Annotated in this window: 18 protein-coding genes and 2 tRNA genes; 10 read left to right on the top strand and 10 right to left on the bottom strand. The window is 52.4% G+C overall.

Going from position 1 to position 19,788, the window contains the following annotated elements; genetic code table 11:
• Positions 1-71: 71 nt before the first annotated feature.
• The 3 genes from J0L72_02915 to J0L72_02905 all read right to left on the bottom strand — a co-directional run bounded on the left by J0L72_02915 (position 72) and on the right by J0L72_02905 (position 4,732).
• The gene (locus J0L72_02915; GenBank protein ID MBN8689725.1) at positions 72-1,127 is read right to left on the bottom strand and encodes a type IV pilus twitching motility protein PilT; all 1,056 of its coding nucleotides are present in this window, start codon (positions 1,125-1,127) and stop codon (positions 72-74) included.
• Positions 1,128-2,116: 989 nt separating this feature from the next.
• Positions 2,117-2,980 (bottom strand): HDOD domain-containing protein, encoded by an 864-nt coding sequence (locus J0L72_02910; protein MBN8689724.1) that lies wholly within the window; start codon positions 2,978-2,980, stop codon positions 2,117-2,119.
• A 33-nt stretch (positions 2,981-3,013) separates the two neighbouring features.
• Positions 3,014-4,732: a type II/IV secretion system protein gene (locus J0L72_02905; protein ID MBN8689723.1), complete on the bottom strand. Its 1,719-nt coding sequence runs from the start codon at positions 4,730-4,732 to the stop codon at positions 3,014-3,016.
• A 139-nt stretch (positions 4,733-4,871) separates the two neighbouring features.
• Between J0L72_02905 and J0L72_02900 the strand changes: the two genes are divergently transcribed.
• From J0L72_02900 to J0L72_02870, 7 genes are all read left to right on the top strand, one after another.
• Positions 4,872-4,958: transfer RNA gene (locus J0L72_02900), tRNA-Leu, on the top strand.
• 87 nt (positions 4,959-5,045) lie between these two features.
• The gene (locus tag J0L72_02895; GenBank protein MBN8689722.1) at positions 5,046-7,748 is read left to right on the top strand and encodes a winged helix-turn-helix domain-containing protein; all 2,703 of its coding nucleotides are present in this window, start codon (positions 5,046-5,048) and stop codon (positions 7,746-7,748) included.
• Between the two features lie 43 nt (positions 7,749-7,791).
• Positions 7,792-7,989 carry a hypothetical protein gene (locus J0L72_02890; protein MBN8689721.1) on the top strand — a complete coding sequence of 66 codons (198 nt, stop codon included), beginning with the start codon at positions 7,792-7,794 and terminating at the stop codon, positions 7,987-7,989.
• Positions 7,990-7,997: 8 nt separating this feature from the next.
• Entirely contained in the window at positions 7,998-8,258 is a 261-nt protein-coding gene (locus tag J0L72_02885) for a hypothetical protein (protein ID MBN8689720.1), read from the top strand.
• A gap of 4 nt (positions 8,259-8,262) precedes the next feature.
• Positions 8,263-8,769, top strand: a complete 507-nt coding sequence (locus J0L72_02880) for a hypothetical protein (GenBank protein MBN8689719.1) — start codon at positions 8,263-8,265, stop codon at positions 8,767-8,769.
• A 254-nt stretch (positions 8,770-9,023) separates the two neighbouring features.
• A complete protein-coding gene (locus J0L72_02875; protein MBN8689718.1) occupies positions 9,024-9,299 on the top strand; it encodes a zf-TFIIB domain-containing protein in 276 nt (91 codons plus the stop codon).
• Between the two features lie 28 nt (positions 9,300-9,327).
• The gene (locus J0L72_02870; protein ID MBN8689717.1) at positions 9,328-10,308 is read left to right on the top strand and encodes a TerC family protein; all 981 of its coding nucleotides are present in this window, start codon (positions 9,328-9,330) and stop codon (positions 10,306-10,308) included.
• Here the strand turns inward: J0L72_02870 and J0L72_02865 are convergent.
• Positions 10,274-10,831, bottom strand: coding sequence for an HD domain-containing protein (locus J0L72_02865; protein ID MBN8689716.1), 558 nt, complete (start codon positions 10,829-10,831; stop codon positions 10,274-10,276). The two genes, J0L72_02870 and J0L72_02865, sit on opposite strands and share 35 nt — an antisense overlap.
• 29 nt (positions 10,832-10,860) lie before the next feature.
• On the opposite strand from J0L72_02865, the gene J0L72_02860 reads away from it, so the two are divergent.
• Positions 10,861-11,700: a hypothetical protein gene (locus J0L72_02860; protein MBN8689715.1), complete on the top strand. Its 840-nt coding sequence runs from the start codon at positions 10,861-10,863 to the stop codon at positions 11,698-11,700.
• On the opposite strand, the gene J0L72_02855 is transcribed toward J0L72_02860, so the two are convergent.
• Complete coding sequence (locus J0L72_02855; protein ID MBN8689714.1) at positions 11,675-13,843, bottom strand: hypothetical protein; 2,169 nt, start codon at positions 13,841-13,843, stop codon at positions 11,675-11,677. The genes J0L72_02860 and J0L72_02855 overlap by 26 nt on opposite strands.
• 130 nt (positions 13,844-13,973) lie before the next feature.
• Between J0L72_02855 and J0L72_02850 the strand changes: the two genes are divergently transcribed.
• A tRNA-Met gene (locus tag J0L72_02850) sits at positions 13,974-14,049 on the top strand.
• On the opposite strand, the gene J0L72_02845 is transcribed toward J0L72_02850, so the two are convergent.
• The 4 genes from J0L72_02845 to J0L72_02830 all read right to left on the bottom strand — a co-directional run bounded on the left by J0L72_02845 (position 14,028) and on the right by J0L72_02830 (position 18,369).
• On the bottom strand, positions 14,028-14,384 hold the full coding sequence (locus J0L72_02845) for a hypothetical protein (protein MBN8689713.1): 357 nt from the start codon (positions 14,382-14,384) through the stop codon (positions 14,028-14,030). The genes J0L72_02850 and J0L72_02845 overlap by 22 nt on opposite strands.
• 55 nt (positions 14,385-14,439) lie before the next feature.
• Positions 14,440-15,666 carry an ABC transporter permease gene (locus tag J0L72_02840; protein ID MBN8689712.1) on the bottom strand — a complete coding sequence of 409 codons (1,227 nt, stop codon included), beginning with the start codon at positions 15,664-15,666 and terminating at the stop codon, positions 14,440-14,442.
• Positions 15,666-17,285, bottom strand: coding sequence for an efflux RND transporter periplasmic adaptor subunit (locus J0L72_02835; protein MBN8689711.1), 1,620 nt, complete (start codon positions 17,283-17,285; stop codon positions 15,666-15,668). Before J0L72_02835 ends, J0L72_02840 begins: the two co-directional genes overlap by 1 nt.
• A 70-nt stretch (positions 17,286-17,355) precedes the next feature.
• Positions 17,356-18,369, bottom strand: a complete 1,014-nt coding sequence (locus J0L72_02830; GenBank protein ID MBN8689710.1) for a C39 family peptidase — start codon at positions 18,367-18,369, stop codon at positions 17,356-17,358.
• Positions 18,370-18,561: 192 nt separating this feature from the next.
• Here J0L72_02830 and rpsD point away from each other — a divergent pair, with 192 nt between their 5' ends.
• The gene (gene rpsD / locus J0L72_02825) at positions 18,562-19,170 is read left to right on the top strand and encodes a 30S ribosomal protein S4 (GenBank protein MBN8689709.1); all 609 of its coding nucleotides are present in this window, start codon (positions 18,562-18,564) and stop codon (positions 19,168-19,170) included.
• 66 nt (positions 19,171-19,236) lie between these two features.
• Here the strand turns inward: rpsD and J0L72_02820 are convergent, their stop codons facing one another.
• Positions 19,237-19,737, bottom strand: coding sequence for a CAP domain-containing protein (locus J0L72_02820; GenBank protein ID MBN8689708.1), 501 nt, complete (start codon positions 19,735-19,737; stop codon positions 19,237-19,239).
• Positions 19,738-19,788: the final 51 nt, after the last annotated feature.

Raw genomic sequence — 19,788 nt, 5'->3', positions numbered from 1 at the left:
ACTGTTGCATGCAAAAAGTGCTGGGAATCTACGAGAATCCCAGCACTTTTACTTGCATAAATGCAGAGTGACTAAGCAGCTCGCGCCATTCGTCCAAAGTTATCTTTGTCGATAGCGCGCATTAGCGCTTCTTCAAACTCGACTTGACCTGTCTTATAGAGCTCCGCCAGGTTTGCGTCCATTGTCTGCATTCCGGCCTTTCCGCCAGTTTCGATGATGGACTGCATTTGGTGAGTCTTTCCTTCGCGGATCAAGTTCTTGATAGCAGACGATCCGAGCATGATCTCAATCGCAGCGCGGCGACCACCACCTAGTCTTGGGAGCAGTTGTTGCGACACAACGCCTTCGATCGTGTTGGCGAGCAACACACGAATCTGTTCCTGAGACTCTGGCGGGAAAACGTCGATGATTCGGTCGATGGTCGAAGGTGCGTTGCGAGTGTGCAACGTTCCAAAGACAAGGTGACCAGTTTCCGCGAGCGTCAGTGCCGCTTCAATTGTTTCAAGGTCACGCAATTCACCAACGAGAATGATGTCTGGGTCTTCACGAAGTACGGCTCGAAGTGCATTGTGGAAACTAAATGTATCACTGTGCATTTCGCGCTGGTTGATCACCGACATCTTGTGAGCGTGAAGGTATTCGATCGGATCCTCGATCGTCATGATGTGCCCTTTGCGCGTCGAGTTGATGTCGTCGATCATCGAAGCGATCGTAGTCGATTTACCCGAACCAGTTGGGCCCGTCACCAGGATTAATCCGCTGGTTCGTTTGCTCATTTCGCGAATAACTGGAGGCAGACCGAGTTCGTCAAAAGCAGGAATTCTCTGAGGAATCACACGCATGACGCCGCCGACGCTTCCACGCTGGACGAACATGTTAACACGGAATCGTCCTAAACCCTTCACCGGATAGCTAAAGTCAAGTTCGTGAGTGTTCTCAAACTTTTGTAACTTGTCATCGTCGATGGTGTCGTACAGCAGCCTTCGAACGTCAGCTGGCATCAACGGGGCATACGGCAGTGGTGCCATTTCACCGTCAACACGGATCATCGGCGGGAGTCCGACCGTAAAGTGAACGTCCGAGCACCGTCGTTCGACGGCCATGCTCAAAATTTCGTCAATGTGAATGTCCGCAATGGACTGACCGCCATCGTATCGACCGTTGACGTTGCGACCTTCGTTATGAGCATCAAATGATGTGGCGTTTCTATCCGCACTATTCAAACTGCTCAGGTCGTTAAGGTCGACTTCTGGCTCTGGCGCCTTGTTTTCCTTCTTAGCAAACAAGCTCAAGACCTTGTCAGTCGTATCCGACGCCGGTTCCGAGTTAGCGACCGGAGGTGTGGAGCTGACAGGCGGTGCTGAACTCACTGGAGGTGCTGCAGCAACTGGCGGTGGTGCAGTGAAGCCGTCATTCGTCACCGGCGGCGTGGATGGCAAAGCCGGTTCAGGCTTTGATTCCGCCGTAACAGGTGGCAATCCAGTCATCCCTGGTGGTGGCAAATTCGTATTGATCGTTTGAGTTACCGGTGGCAAATCGCTAGCTGCAGATGTCGGTTCAGGAGCAGATGCGAATGCCGATTCCTTTGGTGTGGCGACAGGCGGCTCGATCTCCAACATCTCTGGTCGCTGGATGGACGGCATGCCGATCGAATCAGACTTGGTTTTTGCACCCGTTGCCGAAGCATAGGGGTTCTCAAGCTTTTCGCCTGGCTTCGCCTTTTCTAAAAGCTCTTCGTGCTTGGCAAACGGTAAATCGCCGAAGATGTCGCTCGCCGATTTGGCTGCTGGCGCACTCGCCGGCGGAGTAGCTTCTTCAGCTTGAGCTGGTGGAGCCGACGCCTCTTGAACGGCTTCAGCTGGCTTCGGCGCAGCGCTCAAACGCTTTAATAAGTCGCTAAGCTCTGGGCTCGATGCCGGACTCGATGCCGCCGGTGGTGCCACTGGAGGCACGGTAGGTGGCAAGTCCGACGAGTTCACCACTGGTGGAGCCGCGGCAGCCAATTCTTCAGGAGTCGGCGGTGCTTGAGGTGGCGGAGTTGGCTCCCCATCACCGTTCGACGACAATTTCTTCCAATCAAATCCAGACATGTTTTCCCTTTTTCCCTTTTTCGCCATCAAGCCGCAGGCTTGTTAGCCCCTTTCAAAAACTGTTGGTGAGCATGCTCAACCCAGGTCTCGGCCGTCATCGAATCCACTCGAAGGATCTCTAACGCCCAACTCGCAAGCGGCATTTGACCATCTTCTGGCCTGCCAAATCGTCCCACATTCACCAGCGTGAACCCAATGTTCACGACTGCTGCCAATGGCGCTTCAACTTCGCGCTCTCGGGGATCATCCAAGTAGTTGATTCCCTCTACCAAAGCTTCTGGGAATCGCCATGACCGTGCCATCTCTTGCGCGACATCCACGTGGTCAACCGCAAAAATTGTTCGCTCCGCAAGCCGTTCGGGCGCCCCCTTCTGAACGACGTACATCACCTTGTCGTATCCGGTCGGATCCGACTGATCGATCAGCGTTTTGCCGAAGATGTGCAGGAGTCCACACGTATAGGCTTCATAAGGATTGATTCCTACTTGGCTTGCAATCCACTTCGACATGGAGGCCACGTCGACAGAAAGCCGCCACCAGTCTCGCCGTCGAAGGCTTTCTTTATCGTTCTTGCCTACGAAGAAATCGAACACGCCAGCATTTAGTGCAAGCTCTCGAATCTGCTTGAAACCGAGCATCATGGATGCTTCGCGAATCGACGTGATTCGCCGAGGCAAGGAGTACTGTGCAGAGTTGGCCATGGCGATCAACTTCGTGCAGAACCCTGGATCAATTTCGACAGCCTTCTCAATATCTGCCGGTGATCCATCCTCTGAATCAGAAATTTCGATCACTTTGTGCACCACTTGGGGCAACACAGCGACCTCGCTGATCTTCGCAAAAATCTCTCTTAGACTTTTCGCCTTATCGGTTTCTAACTTTTGTGCCATGACAATAACTAACTAGCTCCCTTTCCTTATCGGTTATGAATAGACAACTCTCAAGATCTCATCCACGCTGGTCACGCCCGTCAGGATCTTTATCAAAGCATCCATCTGGAGCGTTTTCATGCCGTTTTCGACCGCCAAGCGGCGGATAATGTGGCTTGGAGACTTCTTCAAAATTTCATCGCGGATCGGGTCGTTGATTTCCATGAGTTCATGGATTCCGGTTCGGCCTTTGTATCCGGTCTTCTTGCACTTCTCGCACCCGGCGCCCTTGAAAACGGTGATGACGCCGTTCGTTTCCGCTCCAAAATCGTCTGGAATCGGGAATCCGTACCGCTTGAGCTGATCCACATAGATCGAAACGGGTTCCTTGCAATGCGGGCAGATGTTTCGCACGAGCCGCTGTGCCAAAACGCCGATGATTGAGCTCGAAATGAGGAACGGTTCGACTTCCATGTCGATCAGTCGTGTTGGCGCACTTGGAGCGTCGTTGGTGTGCAACGTACTCAAAACAAGGTGGCCTGTCAGCGCCGCCTCCATCGCAATCGTTGCGGTTTCGTTGTCACGCATTTCGCCGACCATGATGACGTCAGGGTCTTGCCGCAACATCGCGCGCAGACCAGCGGCGAAGGTCATGCCAGCGCGATTGTTGACCGCGCACTGGTTGATCCCCTCAAGTTCGTACTCAACAGGATCCTCAATCGTGATGATGTTGTTGGCACCATCGCTGATCTGGTTCAAAATCGAATAGAGCGTCGTCGATTTACCTGAACCCGTTGGACCAGTCACGAGCAAGATGCCGTAACTTCGGCTCGCCATGTCTTGGATCAGATTCAGATTGTCAGGCAGGAAGCCGAGCTTCTCAAGTCCAACATTGATTCCGCCCTTATCCAAAACACGCATGACGATCTTTTCACCGTGGATCGTCGGGAGAGTGCTCACACGGAAGTCGTACGGCTTGCCGTTGATGACTGCGGAAATTCGGTTATCTTGCGGCGCCCGCTTCTCAGCGATGTCCATGTTGGACACAATCTTCATTCGGCTGGTGAGCGGCGCAACGACCTTCTTTGGAAGGTTCATCACCTCTAGCATCACGCCGTCAACACGATAGCGAACGACCATGCCGTCCTTTCGAGGCTCCATGTGGATGTCACTGGCTCGATCGGCTACCGCCTGATTGATAATTAGATTTGCCAAACGGATGATCGGAGCATCGTCGTCCTCGATGTCGTCATCGTCGTCATCCTCCAGAATGCTTGGACCAGCTTGTGCCTGCTGATCGCTATTAAAATCTCGGAGAGCGTGCCCAAGCTGCTCGGTCACGTGCGAGTCAAGCTCGTAGAACTTGATAATCGCATCTTTGAGTTCAGACTCCACCGCAATCAGCGGCTCGATCTCGCATCCGGTCGCCATTCGAACTTCGTCGATGACAAAGATATCGAGCGGCCGGGCCATCGCGACCGTGAGCTTGTCGCCAACGCGTTCTAGCGGAAGCGCACAGTGCCGCTTGGCAATGCTGGGATCTAGGCTACTGAGCGCGTCTCTTTCTGGAGAGATATCGCTCACATCGCAGAATGGAACGCCCCAGATCTTGCCCGTGCAGCGAACTTTGTCGCGCTCGTCGATCATTCCGAGCATGACGAGGACCTGTGCGATTGGCACACTGCCGCCCAACTCGCGCTGACGTTCGAGCGCGGTTTCAAGCTGTTCAGGCTGAATTAGCCCTTCGTGTATGAACAGTTCTCCGGTTAGCATTGGCCTCTAGAGAGTGTTGTTCCGCACTCTTACCAGGAACCACCACAAGTATTTTTACTAATCGCGAAATCGCGGTATTGGGGCGATTTGGCTCGTCCGAAATTCCATTTGGCATCGGGTATCCTCTTTGTTCCGCCGTGCCCAGGTGGTGAAATTGGTAGACGCGCTGGCTTCAGGTGCCAGTCCTCGCAAGGGGGTGGAGGTTCGAGTCCTCTCCTGGGCACCATTCCAAACTCGCGGTTCGCGGTCTTGACCGCTTCCTGATGCGCGCACTATGCGATTCATACTAAAATAAGCTCAGAAATTCGATCGTATGTGGCGCGTCGAACTCCTTGGAACGCCGAAAATCACCGGCTATGGTCAGGTCATTGACCGCTTTGAATCGAAGCGAGTGTTGGCTCTCTTGGGCTATCTCGCTTTGCGCCCTGGGCAACGAATTCTTCGAGATGAACTTTGCGACCAAATCTGGCCCGACGCCCCGATTGAATCCGCCAAAAACAGGCTCAAGCAAGCATTGGCGTCGTTAAGGCGACAATTAGAGCCCCCATTTATCCCGGCCGGGTCCGTGCTGTTCGCCGATCGCACCTTTATTGAGCTTCGACCAGAGTCTTACCGTTGTGATGTGCTTGAGTTATTTGAGCTACTTGATGACGGTCGAGAAGATGAATCGAGAGAGCGATTCGCCGGTGAACTGCTTCCAGGAATTTACGACGAGTGGCTGGAAGAACATAGGTTCCGAGTCGACTTTGCCGAACTCCAAAAGTCGCCAGTAACTTTGAAGCCTGCACAACACGCGACATCCTCCGAGGAGTTCAAGCAGTCGGTCCCTGCTTCTATCAACTCGTTCATTGGAAGAGGCTCTGAGTTATGTCAGCTCGAAGACGAATTCACACGGACGCGATGGGTGGTGCTCACGGGACTTGGCGGACTCGGCAAAACACGTCTCGCTCGGGAATTTGGAATCACCCAAAAGAACTGCGACGTTCATTTTGTCGGCCTCGCTCATATTCACCAAGCCAGCTCAATTCTAGAGGCTATTCTCGCGCGATTAGGCGTTCCCGATGCGAGTCAATCTTTGGCTGAGGACACGCTTAGAGTTGCGTTCGGAGGCCGCCCCACGTTACTCATTCTCGATAATTTGGAGCAGATAGACCCAGCGGATGCCGCTCGAGTTCTCGCCAGTCTCCTCGAAGCCGCTCCGACGCTTCGGCTTCTATGCACTTCCCGGATTGAGCTCAAGCATGAATGTGTCAGCGAAATTAGGTTGAGGTCGTTGTCCATCCCATCGCTTGATGACGACATTATTAACACAACTCACTGCGAATCCGCGAAGCTATTCTTGGATCGCGCGCGGATGGTTCGGGCCGATTTCCAGATCACTCCGCAGAACTTTGAAGACATGCGCGAAGTATTGATCCAATTGGACGGGCATCCCCTATCCATTGAGTTGTGTGCCAGGTGGTCTCACGCATTGAGCCCAAAGATGATAGTCAGTCGACTTGCCGATGCTCATCACCTACTCGTTTCGCGATCCAAATCGAGAGAGGAACGCCATTACTCTCTAGAAGCCACGCTGGCTTCTACGATTGAGATGCTTTCTCCTGAATCCCGCGAATTGTTGGGCGAACTGTCCAATTTCGCCGGTACGTTTCGGTGGGAAGTTGCAGAAAGTGCTTTTAACTCGCGCGCGAATCTAGACCATCTTTCAGAGCTGATCGGGGTGACGCTCGTTCGCGTGGCCTATGACACCGAACCAACTCGATACTGGATTCCCGAGAACATTCGGCAATTCGCCAACAAACTCCAAGGATCGAGCCAATCGAACCTGCAGTTTGTCCAGACCTACCTTTCCTTAGCTCGCTCATGTCGCAATAGCGAACCGATCACTTCCCTCGGGCTTCTCAATCAGGCCGACTGGATTGAATTCCTGAAGTCGGAGTGGTCGAACATGACTCGAGCAGTGCTGGATTTGTTAGAGCGAGGAGAAATTGATCAAGCCATCCAGCTCATTTTGGATACCGAGTGGTACTGGAGCGTGTTTCAAACAGATTTTGCCTTGATACACATGATTCGGCACCACGCAAAATCCAGGGCCTTGGCCCGAGTGCTGGAATTGCATTATTTGAAGCCAGTTTCTGCTGAAAAGGTAGATGCTGAACTCCTGGAAATGTTGCAGCAAGCGCAAAGTGTTCAAGATTCTGATCTCATCGCCGAGATAAGCCTGCGAATCGCAAAACTGCGACTCCAAAGGCAACAAATGGGGGAGGTGGACACCTTTGCGCTGATGGCATATGAAAGATTCCAAGAAAAGAAGGATGTGCTTTCAGCCGGTGTGGCCCAGCATATCCTTTACAATTTTTACTTGGAGGCGAAGCAAGAGGAACCTAGCCGAATCGCGCACAAGTTAGCGCAAGAGCTATTCCAGGAAAGTCAAAACTCGGTCCAGCTTGCCGCGCTGAATTACACCGAAGCTCGATCGCTTTACATCACGGGCCGGTACGAGGAAGCCATTCCTGTCTTGTACCGATGCCGCGACCTTGGCCGGGCGCTTGGCAATCGGCGGTACCAAGGGCGGACTGCCAATATGTTTGGATGCGTTCTGAGGTTCCTTAATGAGGAGTCCTTGGCCAGGGGCTATTTCTACTGCTCCCTCTATGCAAACGCCAAAATCCATGAAATTCGAGCGGCCCATTTTCCGCTCTGGAACTTATTCCTGAGCCTCGGACGCTCGGGAGAATTTCAAACAGCAGTGCCGATCATGGGGCTTGCACTTGCGATTTACGATATTTACTTTGGTTCAATAACAGATGCGGATGACATCAGAAATCTGGAGGAATTCAAACAAAATGCCACCGAAGCGCTTGGTGTTGTCCAGTTTTCAAGATTGCAAGCGAATGGTTCGAGCTTCACTCAACAAGAAATGGTGCGCTTCCTTCGCCGTTCGTTGAGCAGTGATCTAGAAGCTCACAAGGACGAGCTGATAGAGTTTTTCGGTCCCGAAGAAGAGATTTTTTAGCCAATTTACGCTTTCCTTACGATGAAATCCTAAGATTCGAAATGTGAGGGAAATCGATAAGGACAAGTTTGGTGATTCTGAATCGGTGCTCGGGATGCCGTTGCCACAAACGCGCTCGGGCTTTGCGGAATTCAATCAACCTCATTCAGGCTTGGTTGGTGCGTCGAATCATGAAGTTCCGTACCTTGATGATTCGCAATGTAACGACGTTCCTGATGTGCCTCACATTCAGCCGGAGTAATCGGAATCATGTTTTGGAAATCATTTGCATTCAACATCAGCATCTGCGTTGCATGTGTCGTCATCGGTGGCTATTACATTGCCGCACAATCGATGCAACTTCCCGGCTCTGAACAATTGCGAGGCCGTTGGAATGCGGTCCAGCGTCATACAGGTACAAGCGGACATCGGATGCACAATCCCAAGCCAAACGGTCCTTACGATCTGACTGTCCTCGGAGTCGTCGCAGTCTTTACTCTCTATAAATCCATTCAATATCGAAACAAATAAAACTATGAAAACGCCAATACTACTCTCTCTATCATTCTTAATCCTGATCGCTGGCCTCGGCTGCGGCAGCGGAAGCAGCACCGAAGTTGTCGCCGCGGATGGCACAAAGGCGACCGTGAACAAGGACGACGGTTCCATGAACGTTCAAACCCCTGATGGAGGATCTGCATCGATGGGTGGAGGAACTAAAGTCACCGAAGATGACGTGCATATGCCGTTCTATCCCGGTTCGACGGACGTAGAAGGTCGAGCCTTTAAGATGGACTCTCCAACCGAGCAAAGTGCAATGAGCGTCCGGTCGACAGCTGATGATCCTCAAAAGGTTGCCGATTTCTATACAGCGAAAGTCAAGGATCTCAAGTTCAACAAATTTGAGGCCAATGGCGCGACGAACTTCATGGCTGAGTCAAAGGCCGAGGATGGTTCTAAGTTCGCCATCACGATCTCCAAAAAAGCGAGTGAAGCAACTACGGAGATCACCATCGCTTACGGTTTGGAAAAGAAAAAGTAATTTGCTCTCTCCATCTCAGACAAATACCACCGCCAAAGTGGAACTATTTTTCGCGAGATGTGGTATAATCATTGTACTCCGAAGGGGAGTAGCACCTGAGCAATCAGGGGAGCCGCGTCGTCATTACGTCCGAAGGGCACTCAGTCCGTAAGACCGGCCGGTTCACCAACGCAAGACCTTCGCTATCTCGAATAGCGAGGGTCTTTTCATTTTTGAAATGATCCTGGAGTCAATTGATCGACAGGTGAACAAAAATGAAATGTCCCGTTTGCAATGACATCCAGCTGATGATGTCTGAAAAATCTGGAGTTGAAATTGACTATTGCCCTTCCTGCCGCGGCGTATGGCTTGACCGCGGCGAGTTGGACAAGATTCTGAGCCGAGCCGTAGACGCAAATCCTGCAGCTCCTCGAATCCCGAACCAGATTCCTCCTGCTCCACGACAAGACTATCGCTACGACGATGATGACGATTATCGACGTGGATACAAGAAGAAAAAGAAGAACTGGTTAGAGGAGATTTTTGATTAACGCCATGCAAGAACTTGCTGGTATTCCAATGTGGATTTGGGGCTCGTTCATGGCGTTTGTTCTCGCCATGCTCGGGCTCGACCTCGGTGTCTTCAACAGAAAGGCGCACGAAGTCAAAATGAAAGAAGCCCTCATTTGGAGTGGCGTCTGGATCGCGCTTGCGTTGGTCTTCAACGCTGGCATCTTCATGTTTTGGGGCAACATCTACCCCAATAGTCAGTACACCCCTCAAGAAGCAGGTACGGCGTTCTTCACGGGCTATCTCATCGAGAAGGCGCTCAGTGTCGACAACTTGTTTGTGTTCTTGATGGTGTTCTCGTACTTCAAAGTGCCCGCCCTATACCAGCACCGAGTGCTGTTCTACGGCATTATCGGCGCGCTTTTCTTCCGAACGGTGTTCATCGCACTTGGCGCGAGCATCCTCGAAAAGTTCTTCTGGAGCATGATCATTTTCGGTTTGTTCTTGATTCTCACCGGCATCAAGATGTTGGTTGTGAAGGACAAGGAGATGCAGCCCGACAAGAACCCGCTCAACCGACTAGTGAGCAAGCTCATTCCGGTGACACCCGATTATGTCGGCCAAAAGTTCTTCACAAAGATCGACGGCAAGCTGTGGGCAACCCCACTGTTCGTCGCGTTGGTGAGTATCGAATTTACGGACATTGTGTTCGCGGTGGACTCGATCCCGGCGATCTTCGCGATCACCAAAGATCCTTTCATCGTGTTCACATCGAACGTGTTCGCGATTCTCGGTCTACGATCGCTGTACTTTGCGCTGAGCGGCCTGTTGAACCTGTTCCACTACCTCAGCTACGGATTGTCATTCGTACTGATGTTCGTGGGTGGCAAGATGATCTACGGCTATGTCGAAAAGGTGATCTTCCCAGATTGGGGCAAATTCCCTGTGCTCCTATCGCTCGGTATCATCGCCGCGATCCTCATCATCTCGGTGATCGCGTCGATCAAGTTCCCGCCTAAGGAATCGAAGCAAGTCCCTGCTTCGCAATAGACGCGACTGCATCCCAAAGGGCCGGATTCACGGCCCTAGGGATGCGTTCTAGGATCGCTGCCGTTTGGGTGAGATACCTCTTGCGTTTCTCACCCTTTCTAGTCTGCAGAGCACAGATAAGATTGCTCAAGCGATCGGCCAACTTGATGGTTTGCGCGTCCGGTTCCATCCTGGTGGCAATGTCCTCAAGCAACAGTTCGCTACGAAGATCGCGCAGTTGATCTTTCGAGAGGTGACCCACTTTGGTAGGTTCTGTTCGGGTCAATTGACCGACAAGCTCGACAATTCGCTCCGAAAAATGAACCTGCAACTCTTCGATTGTTGCCCCGCCATGCTCCAAGACATCGTGCAAAAAGGCGGCTGCAATCATCTCAGGATCGGTCACCCCGCCGATGTACCGCACAAAGTTTGCGACTTCGATGACATGGCTGATGTATGGCAATGGAACATCGCCGTCGCGAAAGTCGCCTGCGTGCTTCTCGATCGCAAACTCGAGCGCGGCGGTAATCCAATCCTGGTTCATTCCAAAAGATTCTACAATCTGGAAGTCCTATGGTTGTCGCTGTCGTCAATTTCGCTATTCGGCCAGTTTCTAGCGTCCAAGAATTCTTGGGCCATTGCGATGCGCTGCTGGATCAGTCCAAAGGAGCGGATTGGGTCGTTTTCCCTGAATGCCACAGCCTTGAGCTCGCTTCGCTTTTCCCGCAATTAGAAGGAAGAGAATTGATTCAAGCATTAGCTGAACTGACTCCTTCACTCGAACTCTGGGCTACGGATGCAGCCAGAAATAGCCATCAAACAATTGTGGCTGGGACAACTTTCGTTCAAACAGAATCTGGTCCCGTACATGTGGCATCGACGCACAGCCCTGATGGCAAAATCGTGCGGCAACCCAAAAACCAGATGACCCAATTCGAATCTGAAGATTGGGGATTGTCGATCCAAACCGGATTGAAACCCCAGCCAAATCCAAAGGTCGGCATCTTGATCTGTTATGACAGCGAGTTCCCGGAAGCGGGCCGCGCACACGCCGAAGCTGGGGTTGAACTGCTCGTTGTTCCTGCGTTCACCGAGACCCAGCGCGGGTTCCAACGCGTTCGGTGGTCTTGCCTTGCACGCGCTGTGGAGAACCAGATTTTCGTCGCTCACGCGAGTTTGGTCGGAGGGCTCAACCGAGAACCGGTGCCGAGCGCATACGGATCGAGCGCGATCATTGCGCCGAGTGTCACCCCATTTCCGGAATCGGCGATTCTAGCCGAAACTCCGCTAAGCGTCGAATCGGTGGCTATTGCAGAACTTGATTTCGAGCTTCTCAGCCTAGCAAGAAATCAGGATGACGTGCGGAACTGGCACGATCGCAATCGTGTCAATTGGTCGGTAACCCAAGATTGAAGTTGAGAGGCCCGGTTCTAGCGGGCTCGCTTCGCGCCGCGATTACTTGCCCCAAGCTATCAAACAGCGCCGAGGTAGCGTGACCAAATCGCGGGCGAAGCCGCGCAGTGCCACAAGCGACAATGCACCTTCGGCCTTCGGGCAGATCGACAAATCCAGCAAACCCACCTTCTGAAATCTTGACCTTTTGCCCGCGCCACAGGATCCAATCCCCTTCAAAAGTTGGGGGCTCTTTCATTGTTTTCCAAAGCGCCAACAGCTTCGCGTTCTTTCGCGGATCGCCATAGATCAGCTTTCGGTCCAAAACTTCGGGCAATTCCTCGTCCGTTTCTCGCGGAGGTCGGCGCATGATCGTCGATGGTGCCGATTGACCTTGATGCACCCATCCTCGATACCGATCCATGCTGCCAGAAAGACTCTCGGGAACTGAAGTTTGGTCCACGTTGCGCAAGATTCGGAACCAAGGATCAAAGGTCACTTGAACCGGCTTCTTGCCGACTTCAAAACTGACTTGTTCGGTGGTCAGCCCCTTGCTCAACGGCAACCGAACAATCTCTTCGGTGCCATCGGCGTACTTGACTAGGCACTCCATTCGAACGCGGTATGGCTGACCCAAGAAGCGCATATCGCCCGATACGACCCATTTTTTATCGTCAGATTCGGACTTCACCCCGCTCATCTCGATCACCGGATAGCCGGGCTTTCGCAGCCACTGATCAAAGAACCAGCGCATATCGCGCTCGGCTTCCAAAGTGACAATTTTCTCGAAATCTTCCCATTCTCCGAGTTGACCCGGTGTATGAGTTTTCAGCCACCTTTTCATGGACGCCACCATCACCGGAGAACCGATTTCGGCTTCCAACATATCGAGCACGATCCCGCCGCGCCGATAGCCAATGCCTGATCCGGCAGGACCAGATTCGACGCCAGCAGAAATCGCCGAGAGCCCTCGATAGCTGCCCATCGCGCTAGCGATTTCTCGCTGAGAAAGTTTCAAATCGACCTTGTTCCCATCCACCCCGTCTCGGAAGTACAGATTTTCGAAGTAAGTGGCAAAGCTTTCATTCCAGAGTGACTTCAAATAGTTGTTCGGAATGACGCCGCCCCAAAGGCTGTGAGCTGGCTCGTGGGGTTCGACCTCTGGCAACCATCCTTCTTCGTAGGTGGCAAAACTGTATCCCTCCAATGCGCCAGGAGCGTAGCGAGAACTGATCAAAGAGCCAAATCCAGGATATGGCCAAGAAGTGAACTTTGAGAGAAACTTCACAACCTCGCCGTTTGCATCGACTTGGATTTCCAAATCGGAGGTCTTGGTATCCATCCCTGCAGCCCAAATCCAGACATCACCAATCTCCTTCTTGACCTCGTGATACTGACCAGATGCTGCCGAAAAGACCGCAATTGGCAAACTGTTTTCCCAGATCGTATGGGCCACGTCTCCTTCGACCTTCACCGATTTCCGGGTGCCGTGCGAATAGGATTTCCAATCTTTCGGCGCGATGATCTCAATCGTCGAGGTGGCCGCTTGACGCGCGATGCTTGGCCACCACTGTGATCCAACAAGCATCATTTCGTCGGATTGAACCGACCCTTCTTGCTGGCCCGGTTCGAGGCGGGCGGAATACTTCAACTCCATCGTGAAGGCGTTCTTATCGGGCATCGGCACGACAATCGTTCCACCGGCTTGAGCAAAGGGCACCTGTCGGTCATCCATCTTTGCCGACCCCACGCGAAATGCACGGTCGAGCCTGACGATGATTTCTTTCTGCTTTTTCCCGACAACAACCAGCTTGGTTTTGACGTCGAGATGGACCGTCTTGGCGGCAGGTTCTACGGCGATTTGCATGTCGTAGTGCTTGGTCTGCAATCCGAAGTCGACCGTTTCTGGAATCTTTGCACCAATACCATTCGGCAGAATTTCAAAGACCTGCTCGCCGATATCCTCACAAGAAATGTTGGTGGTAAAAACGGCCAAACTTCTTTTCGTGACAGGGGTGACCATCCCTTCCACCGACCAGCCGCTTTGACCGCCGCCGTAAACTCCGTTTGTGGTTAAGAATGCAAAGTTCCCCGGCTTGCGGTTCGCCGGGAGCGTCAAGTCATTGAGCGTGGCCACATCCCGCGCCCGAGCAAGTTGATCCATCGTCGCCAAAGGATCTTGTGCTACTAGGGCGCAAAGGGCAAAAACTACCGTAGAAACCATGCTCGTTGAACTGTCCAGAGTCTAGGGCATTGCAACAAGCCCAGGAATTAAGCCATAATACCGCTCGCGAGGCGAGGTAGCTCAGGGGTCAGAGCGAAGGATTCATAACCCTTAGGTCGCGGGTTCAATTCCCGCCCTCGCTACCATCTTTTTCTTCATTTCGCTCCAGAAGTCCGATGACAGCGACAGCTGCTTTGTGACCGATTTTCGCTTGGATCAGGCTTCGATACTTGCCATAAATCCGCTCTTTTCCATTTCGGTCGGTCACGATCGTGTTCCACAAAATTGGATCGCCCGGCCCCATCAAGTTGTGGTCGAATACAAGGAACGCCGTGCTGATCCGGTGGCCAGACTTCAGAACGGTGTGTTCGACGCACCGCCCATTGTAATCTGCCATGAGGACCCCCGCCTCATACCAACTGCAAGGTACGGGCACCATCCCTTCTAACTTGTAATAGTACGCGCGGCCACGAGGTCCCACAGCTTTATCTTACGACAGTTCTGCGAATCTTGAAAGTCGAATGAGGCAAATTCCTTTATTCGGCGCGCAAGGCCTCAATCGGATTCAATTGAGCCGCGCGGTATGCCGGATAAAAGCCGAACACGATTCCGATGAGGGCAGAGAAAACCATGGCGCCTACCGCTGGACCGACTGGAAATGGCGCCGAGAGCCCTCCCTCGTTCGGCCATTTGTTCACCATCGTCACGAATGTGATCAACAGCCCTAACATCCAAGCGAGCCCCATCCCGATCAATCCTCCTACTAGAGTGAGGGTCGCGGATTCAATCAAGAACTGGGTAAGAATTGCACCATTTCGAGCACCCACGGCCTTGCGTAGACCAATTTCGCGCGTGCGCTCGGTGACCGAAACTAGCATGATGTTCATCACGCCGATGCCGCCAACTAGCAACGAGAGAGCAGCAATCGCAGCAAAAATCACACCGATCGTGCTGAGAATTGTCTGGAAAATTTTCAGGACGTTTTCGCTTGATTCAACGTTGTAAATCGGTCGGTTCCCTGATTTGAGCATCAACGCTTGCCAAATTTTGTCCATGACATCGTTGATCTTCAGCCCTTTCTGAGCGCGCATCAACAATAGGTCCACGTTGTCTCCACCTAGCCACTTATCTTGAGCGGTACTTAACGGGACAAAGAGCACCTTCGAGTTTCGGTTACCCATCAACTCAAGGTTTTTCGTGATACCGACCACTTCGACCGTGAGTCCGTCCATCTGGACGGTTTGCCCCAGAGGGTCTTTATCGCGGAAGAGATTTTTGGCAACGTCTTCGCTAATTAGCGCGACGCTCGTTCGAAGGTCTTGGTCTTGCTTGCTGATGTACCTTCCCTTCACCAACTCCACTGTGTTGAGAGTCACAAAGTTCTGATCAATCGCCTGGACCCGAACATCCTTGAGCTTTTCACTGTTCCACTTCACTTCCCTAGAACCTGCTTCGCGGTAGCCGGAAGCAAGCTCAATTTCGGGAACACGGGACATGATGTAATCCACATCCGTGTTTTTGAGCCCAGCGACACTGCCGACGCTCATGTTATCGGTCATCCTCGGATTGTAAGAAACATAGATCGTGTCCGATCCAATCTTGGAGAATTGACCCGCGATGTAGCTTTGGAACCCACTCAAGGTGAGAACGATAATGCTAACGCTCATCACGCCGATGATCACACCGAGCATGGTCAGGAATGCGCGCATTTTATGCGTGCGCAGCATGTCCAACGCGATCAGGAAGGCGCTAAAGACGTTCATTAGTCGGTTATTGAAGCACCCTCTCGCTTAGGTCCGGAATAGGATGGTCGGCGAAGCTTCATGCCGGTGGTAACCCCGCTGACGACTTCAATAAAAGAAGCCGATTCCTTTCCGATTTGTATTTCTGTCTTTGTGCCTGGATCTTCTGGTTTTGCCTTATCACCGACGACGTAGACAAATGCCTTACCGTTGGATTTCTCGACGAAGTCCACTGGAACTCGGTGCTTCGCGACAAAATTCTGGACTTCCATCGTGCACTTTGCGGTCATCCCGCTCTTGATTTCTTCCAACTGATCCTTGATCGTCACCTCGACTTCATAGCGGACGACCGTATCAGTGGCATTCGTGCTAGTAGTCCTTGCTGGAGCAACCTTGGTGATCGATCCATTCAAGACCTTGTTTGGAAATGCGTCAACGACAATCTTTGCAGGCATTCCGACCGAGAGCTTCGCCACATCGATTTCGTTGATTTCGAGCTTGATGATCATCGAGCTTCGATCTTCGAGACGTGCGATTGGAGTACCGCTTGAGAAACTGCTCAGGCTGGCCACGAGTTCCCCTTCTTGAACCAGCTTCTTGGTGATCACCCCAGCGTACGGCGCACGAATTTCTGTTTCACTGAGTTGACGTTGGCTGTCTCGCAGAACCGAGCGAGTTTGGTCGGCTTGAGCCATCGCTTGTCGCTTACTTGCGATCAAAGCATCGACGTCTCGAATAGCAATTTCGGCTTCGCGGACTGCAATGCGAGCTTGTTCTAAGTCGCGGCGTTTGATATCAACCTGTGAACCGTTGGCCTTGGCGCTGTTGAGGTCCGCTGTTGCTTGCAATACGCGGGAATCTGCCTGAGCGCGTTCGTTCAATTGTTGCGCACGAAGCAAATCACTCTTCTTTTGGGCGGTGGCCAATCGGCTTCGCGCAATGTCTACTTGGGTGCGTTGATTTTCGACTTCGCGCAAACTCACATACTCTTGGCTGTAGAGCGTCTCCATCCTCTTCAACTCGCTCTCGGCGAGGCTCGCGTTGGACTTTGCTTGTTCCAATTCAGCTTGGACAACCGCGCGCTCGTTTGGCTGGGTTGTGTTGATCAACAAATCGCGTTGCTTCTTTGCCGTATCCAAAGCTGCTTGAGCGTTCGAAATCGCCGAACTTGTCAGAACCGGTTGAACAGAATTCTCTCTTTCAAGCTGAGCCAATCGACTCTTTGCTTTTTGCAACGTGGTTTGAGCGGTTGCTCGGCGTTGCTCGATTTCGATTTCTTGCCGCGCTACAGCACTTTCAGCGCCACGCAATTGAGCGCTATTTTGTTCAACTTGGAGCCGGGTTTCGGTTGGATCAATGATCGCGATCAGATCTCCTGCGCCAACTTTGTCGCCTTCTTCAACGAGCAGTTTTGAGAGTTTTCCTGCGGCGCGGCTCTTTAGCTCGACAACCCGAATCGCATCAATCGTGCCTGATTCGACCACGGAGACGTTCATCGTCCCGCCAGCCACCTCGTACTCAGTCTGTACTTTTGGCTTGCTCGCATCCAATTTTTGCTTCTGCAGCATTGGCACCAAAATCCCCCCGGTACCGCACACTGCGACGATTAGCAAAGTGATCCACACCCACGGCTTTTTCATACGCACCAGTTTATACGTTCCAAGGTTGCGAGAAATGAGCCGAAGTGCCTATAAGATTTTTCGATATCGTCTACGGTAGGTCAGGAAAATTCCAAAGTTCTGGATGGATGATGTACACCGTGTTGTTTGAAACCGCCCAAGCCCGGACAAACGCGTCGTAATCGTAAGTCAGTCGGATTGGCTTCTTTCCTGGGTCGTTGAAGATCAAATTGCCTTGAGCATCTACTCCCACCAAGACCACTAAATGACCATCGTTGTCGTCCCTTGCAGGCTTACCTTTGAGCAAGCCATAGCTCACCGAAGTGATGACCGGAATTCCCTTTTCTAAAAGTTCTCGGATCTGGCTGACGTTTTCGAGCCGGGCCACGTGCGCCGAAATCCCAGGAAGACTCGCGGCGAAGGATGCATTGAAGGCCCAGTTGCCTGTCCCGTTCCACGCCGGGTCAAACACGCACTCCTTGACCGCAGGAACGTCATGGTCGATCGCGGGCCGGTTGAGTTGCTTGGCCCAGTAGCTCAGAACCATGCTCACGCTTGTCGGACTGCACAGCACGTTCCCGCCTGGATAGTCGCCCTGGGCCCGAATTGGCACGTCGAGCGGTGCGATCGGAGCAGGCCGTGCTGATGCCGGCGCAGCGTAGGCCCAAAATGCAAGATGGAAATGGTTGAGCTTCGGCAAATCTCCAAAGATATTTGGGAAAAGCCGCACCTTCACTTTGAGCTCGCCGCCGGTTCCCAGCATCAGAAGTGTGTCTGTATCGACGTAGCCGGCGTCCGTCTTCTGAACCGCCAGACTGGATCGATTTTGAAGTCCCACACTTGCTGACCAATGCCCAAATCCGAAGGTACGTCCCGCTGTCTCGATGAAAACTTCGATCCTTCCACCACTTTCAGTGCCGCTGACATCCCAGCTCGGCACGCACTCTTTCCAGGCGATTTCTGGATTGATCGACTTTGAAACCATAGTTCCGTTGATCAGTTGAAAATCGCTCTGTCCATCGAGCTTGATATTTCGAACCGAAGGGGAGATCGCCATGGCAGATTGGATTCCTCCGCAAAGAAGCAACAGGAGCATTTTGCGCATACGCCCATTTTAGACGAGCTGATTTGAGTTCTGCGGAACGTTTGTGCCATAATTCCAGATTCCAACGCGCCCTCGGGTGTTTTGGAACGCGAATCCACGCGCGAGTGGCCTCAATTAGCCCATGCGCGCCGATCACTGCACCTCGCAAATCGGTGGCCCTCTGCATTGCGATTCCGATCAATTAGGATAAAAATGGCAACTTATAGAGGACGAAAAAACGACATCTGCCGAAGAGTCGGTTTTAACATTTGGGGCAAAGCAAAGTGCCCAAGCAATAAGCGACAATACGCAAACGGTCAGCATGGCGCTAACAACAAGGACAAGCGCACCAGCGAATACGGCGATCAGCTTCTCCAGAAGCAGATCATCCGACGCTACTACAACATGCTCGAAAAGCAGTTCCGGTTGACCTTTGACCGCGCACATCGAATGCACGGTAACTCCGGTCTCAACTTCTTGCGACTGCTCGAACTTCGACTTTCCACCGCTGTTTGGCGACTGGGCTATGCCAAGACAATCTTCCAGGCTCGACAAATGGTCAGCCACCGACACATCTGTGTAAACGGCAAGATTGTTAACATCTCGAGCTACACCCTCCGCGTCGGCGATGTGGTCAGCGTTCGAGAGCGAGAAGCCAGCCAAAAGATGGCTCGCGAAAATCACTACGAAGGTGCCGCAGTTCCGGCTTACATCGAAGTGGATGTCGCTGGCATGAAGGGCAAGATCATTGCTCTGCCAGAGCGCGAAGACTTCCCAAGCTTCTTTAAGGAGCAGGCCGTCATCGAATTCTACGCTCGTTAATTTCTTAGCGAGCAAAACAAAATCCCCATCCGGTTTCGGATGGGGATTTTTTGTATTTCAAATCGATCAATCTTCGCCTGGGAGAAGCGCGCCGAACTCTTGCACCCAATACAATTTGTACTTGGATGAATCCGAGAAATAGAACCCGACCCCGATATGCTCGCACTTGTCGCAGAGAATCGCCTCTCGGTGGTGCGGACTGTCCATCCAAGCCTTGATCACTTCTTCTTCCGATTGTTGACCAGCGGCCAGGTTTTCTCGCAAGATTCGGTAGCCCTTGTATCCGAAGGTCGGCACACGCTCCGCGATTGTTCGACCTTGGTGATCGGTGTGGTCAAAGTAGTTATTAATCGCCATGTCTTCGGCCATCCATTGAGCCGCCTTTTCTAGTCGATTATCGTAGGTTAGCGGCGTGAGGTTGAACCTGGCGCGTTCGGCGTTGGTGAGGTCGACGATTTTCTGGATGAGCCGTTGTCGCGCCGAGACCTTAGGTCCCGTATCGACGGTTTGCGCGGTGTGTGCTGCCATTGGCAACAACAACAGCCCAACGAGAAGGTGGCGAATCATACAACTGTTCGGTTCCATCTATTGACGGAACCGATCATGGATGGATTACTA

The organism is Armatimonadota bacterium, from assembly GCA_017303935.1.
Taxonomy (GTDB): Bacteria; Armatimonadota; Fimbriimonadia; order Fimbriimonadales; family Fimbriimonadaceae; genus JAFLBD01.
The sequence above is the reverse complement of the archived record's forward strand: the minus strand, read 5'-3'. Positions and strand labels throughout refer to the sequence as shown.

Bases quoted from the DNA above. Each gene is read 5' to 3' on its own strand.
- J0L72_02830 (MBN8689710.1), bottom strand. From the start codon at position 18,369: ATGCGCAAAATGCTCCTGTTGCTTCTTTGCGGAGGAATCCAATCTGCC.
- J0L72_02865 (MBN8689716.1), bottom strand. From the start codon at position 10,831: ATGAACCAGGATTGGATTACCGCCGCGCTCGAGTTTGCGATCGAGAAG.
- J0L72_02835 (MBN8689711.1), bottom strand. From the start codon at position 17,285: ATGAAAAAGCCGTGGGTGTGGATCACTTTGCTAATCGTCGCAGTGTGC.
- J0L72_02820 (MBN8689708.1), bottom strand. From the start codon at position 19,737: ATGATTCGCCACCTTCTCGTTGGGCTGTTGTTGTTGCCAATGGCAGCA.
- J0L72_02855 (MBN8689714.1), bottom strand. From the start codon at position 13,843: ATGGATCAACTTGCTCGGGCGCGGGATGTGGCCACGCTCAATGACTTG.
- J0L72_02880 (MBN8689719.1), top strand. From the start codon at position 8,263: ATGAAAACGCCAATACTACTCTCTCTATCATTCTTAATCCTGATCGCT.
- J0L72_02875 (MBN8689718.1), top strand. From the start codon at position 9,024: ATGAAATGTCCCGTTTGCAATGACATCCAGCTGATGATGTCTGAAAAA.
- J0L72_02905 (MBN8689723.1), bottom strand. From the start codon at position 4,732: ATGCTAACCGGAGAACTGTTCATACACGAAGGGCTAATTCAGCCTGAA.
- J0L72_02860 (MBN8689715.1), top strand. From the start codon at position 10,861: ATGGTTGTCGCTGTCGTCAATTTCGCTATTCGGCCAGTTTCTAGCGTC.
- J0L72_02870 (MBN8689717.1), top strand. From the start codon at position 9,328: ATGTGGATTTGGGGCTCGTTCATGGCGTTTGTTCTCGCCATGCTCGGG.
- rpsD (MBN8689709.1), top strand. From the start codon at position 18,562: ATGGCAACTTATAGAGGACGAAAAAACGACATCTGCCGAAGAGTCGGT.
- J0L72_02895 (MBN8689722.1), top strand. From the start codon at position 5,046: ATGTGGCGCGTCGAACTCCTTGGAACGCCGAAAATCACCGGCTATGGT.
- J0L72_02910 (MBN8689724.1), bottom strand. From the start codon at position 2,980: ATGGCACAAAAGTTAGAAACCGATAAGGCGAAAAGTCTAAGAGAGATT.
- J0L72_02885 (MBN8689720.1), top strand. From the start codon at position 7,998: ATGTTTTGGAAATCATTTGCATTCAACATCAGCATCTGCGTTGCATGT.
- J0L72_02840 (MBN8689712.1), bottom strand. From the start codon at position 15,666: ATGAACGTCTTTAGCGCCTTCCTGATCGCGTTGGACATGCTGCGCACG.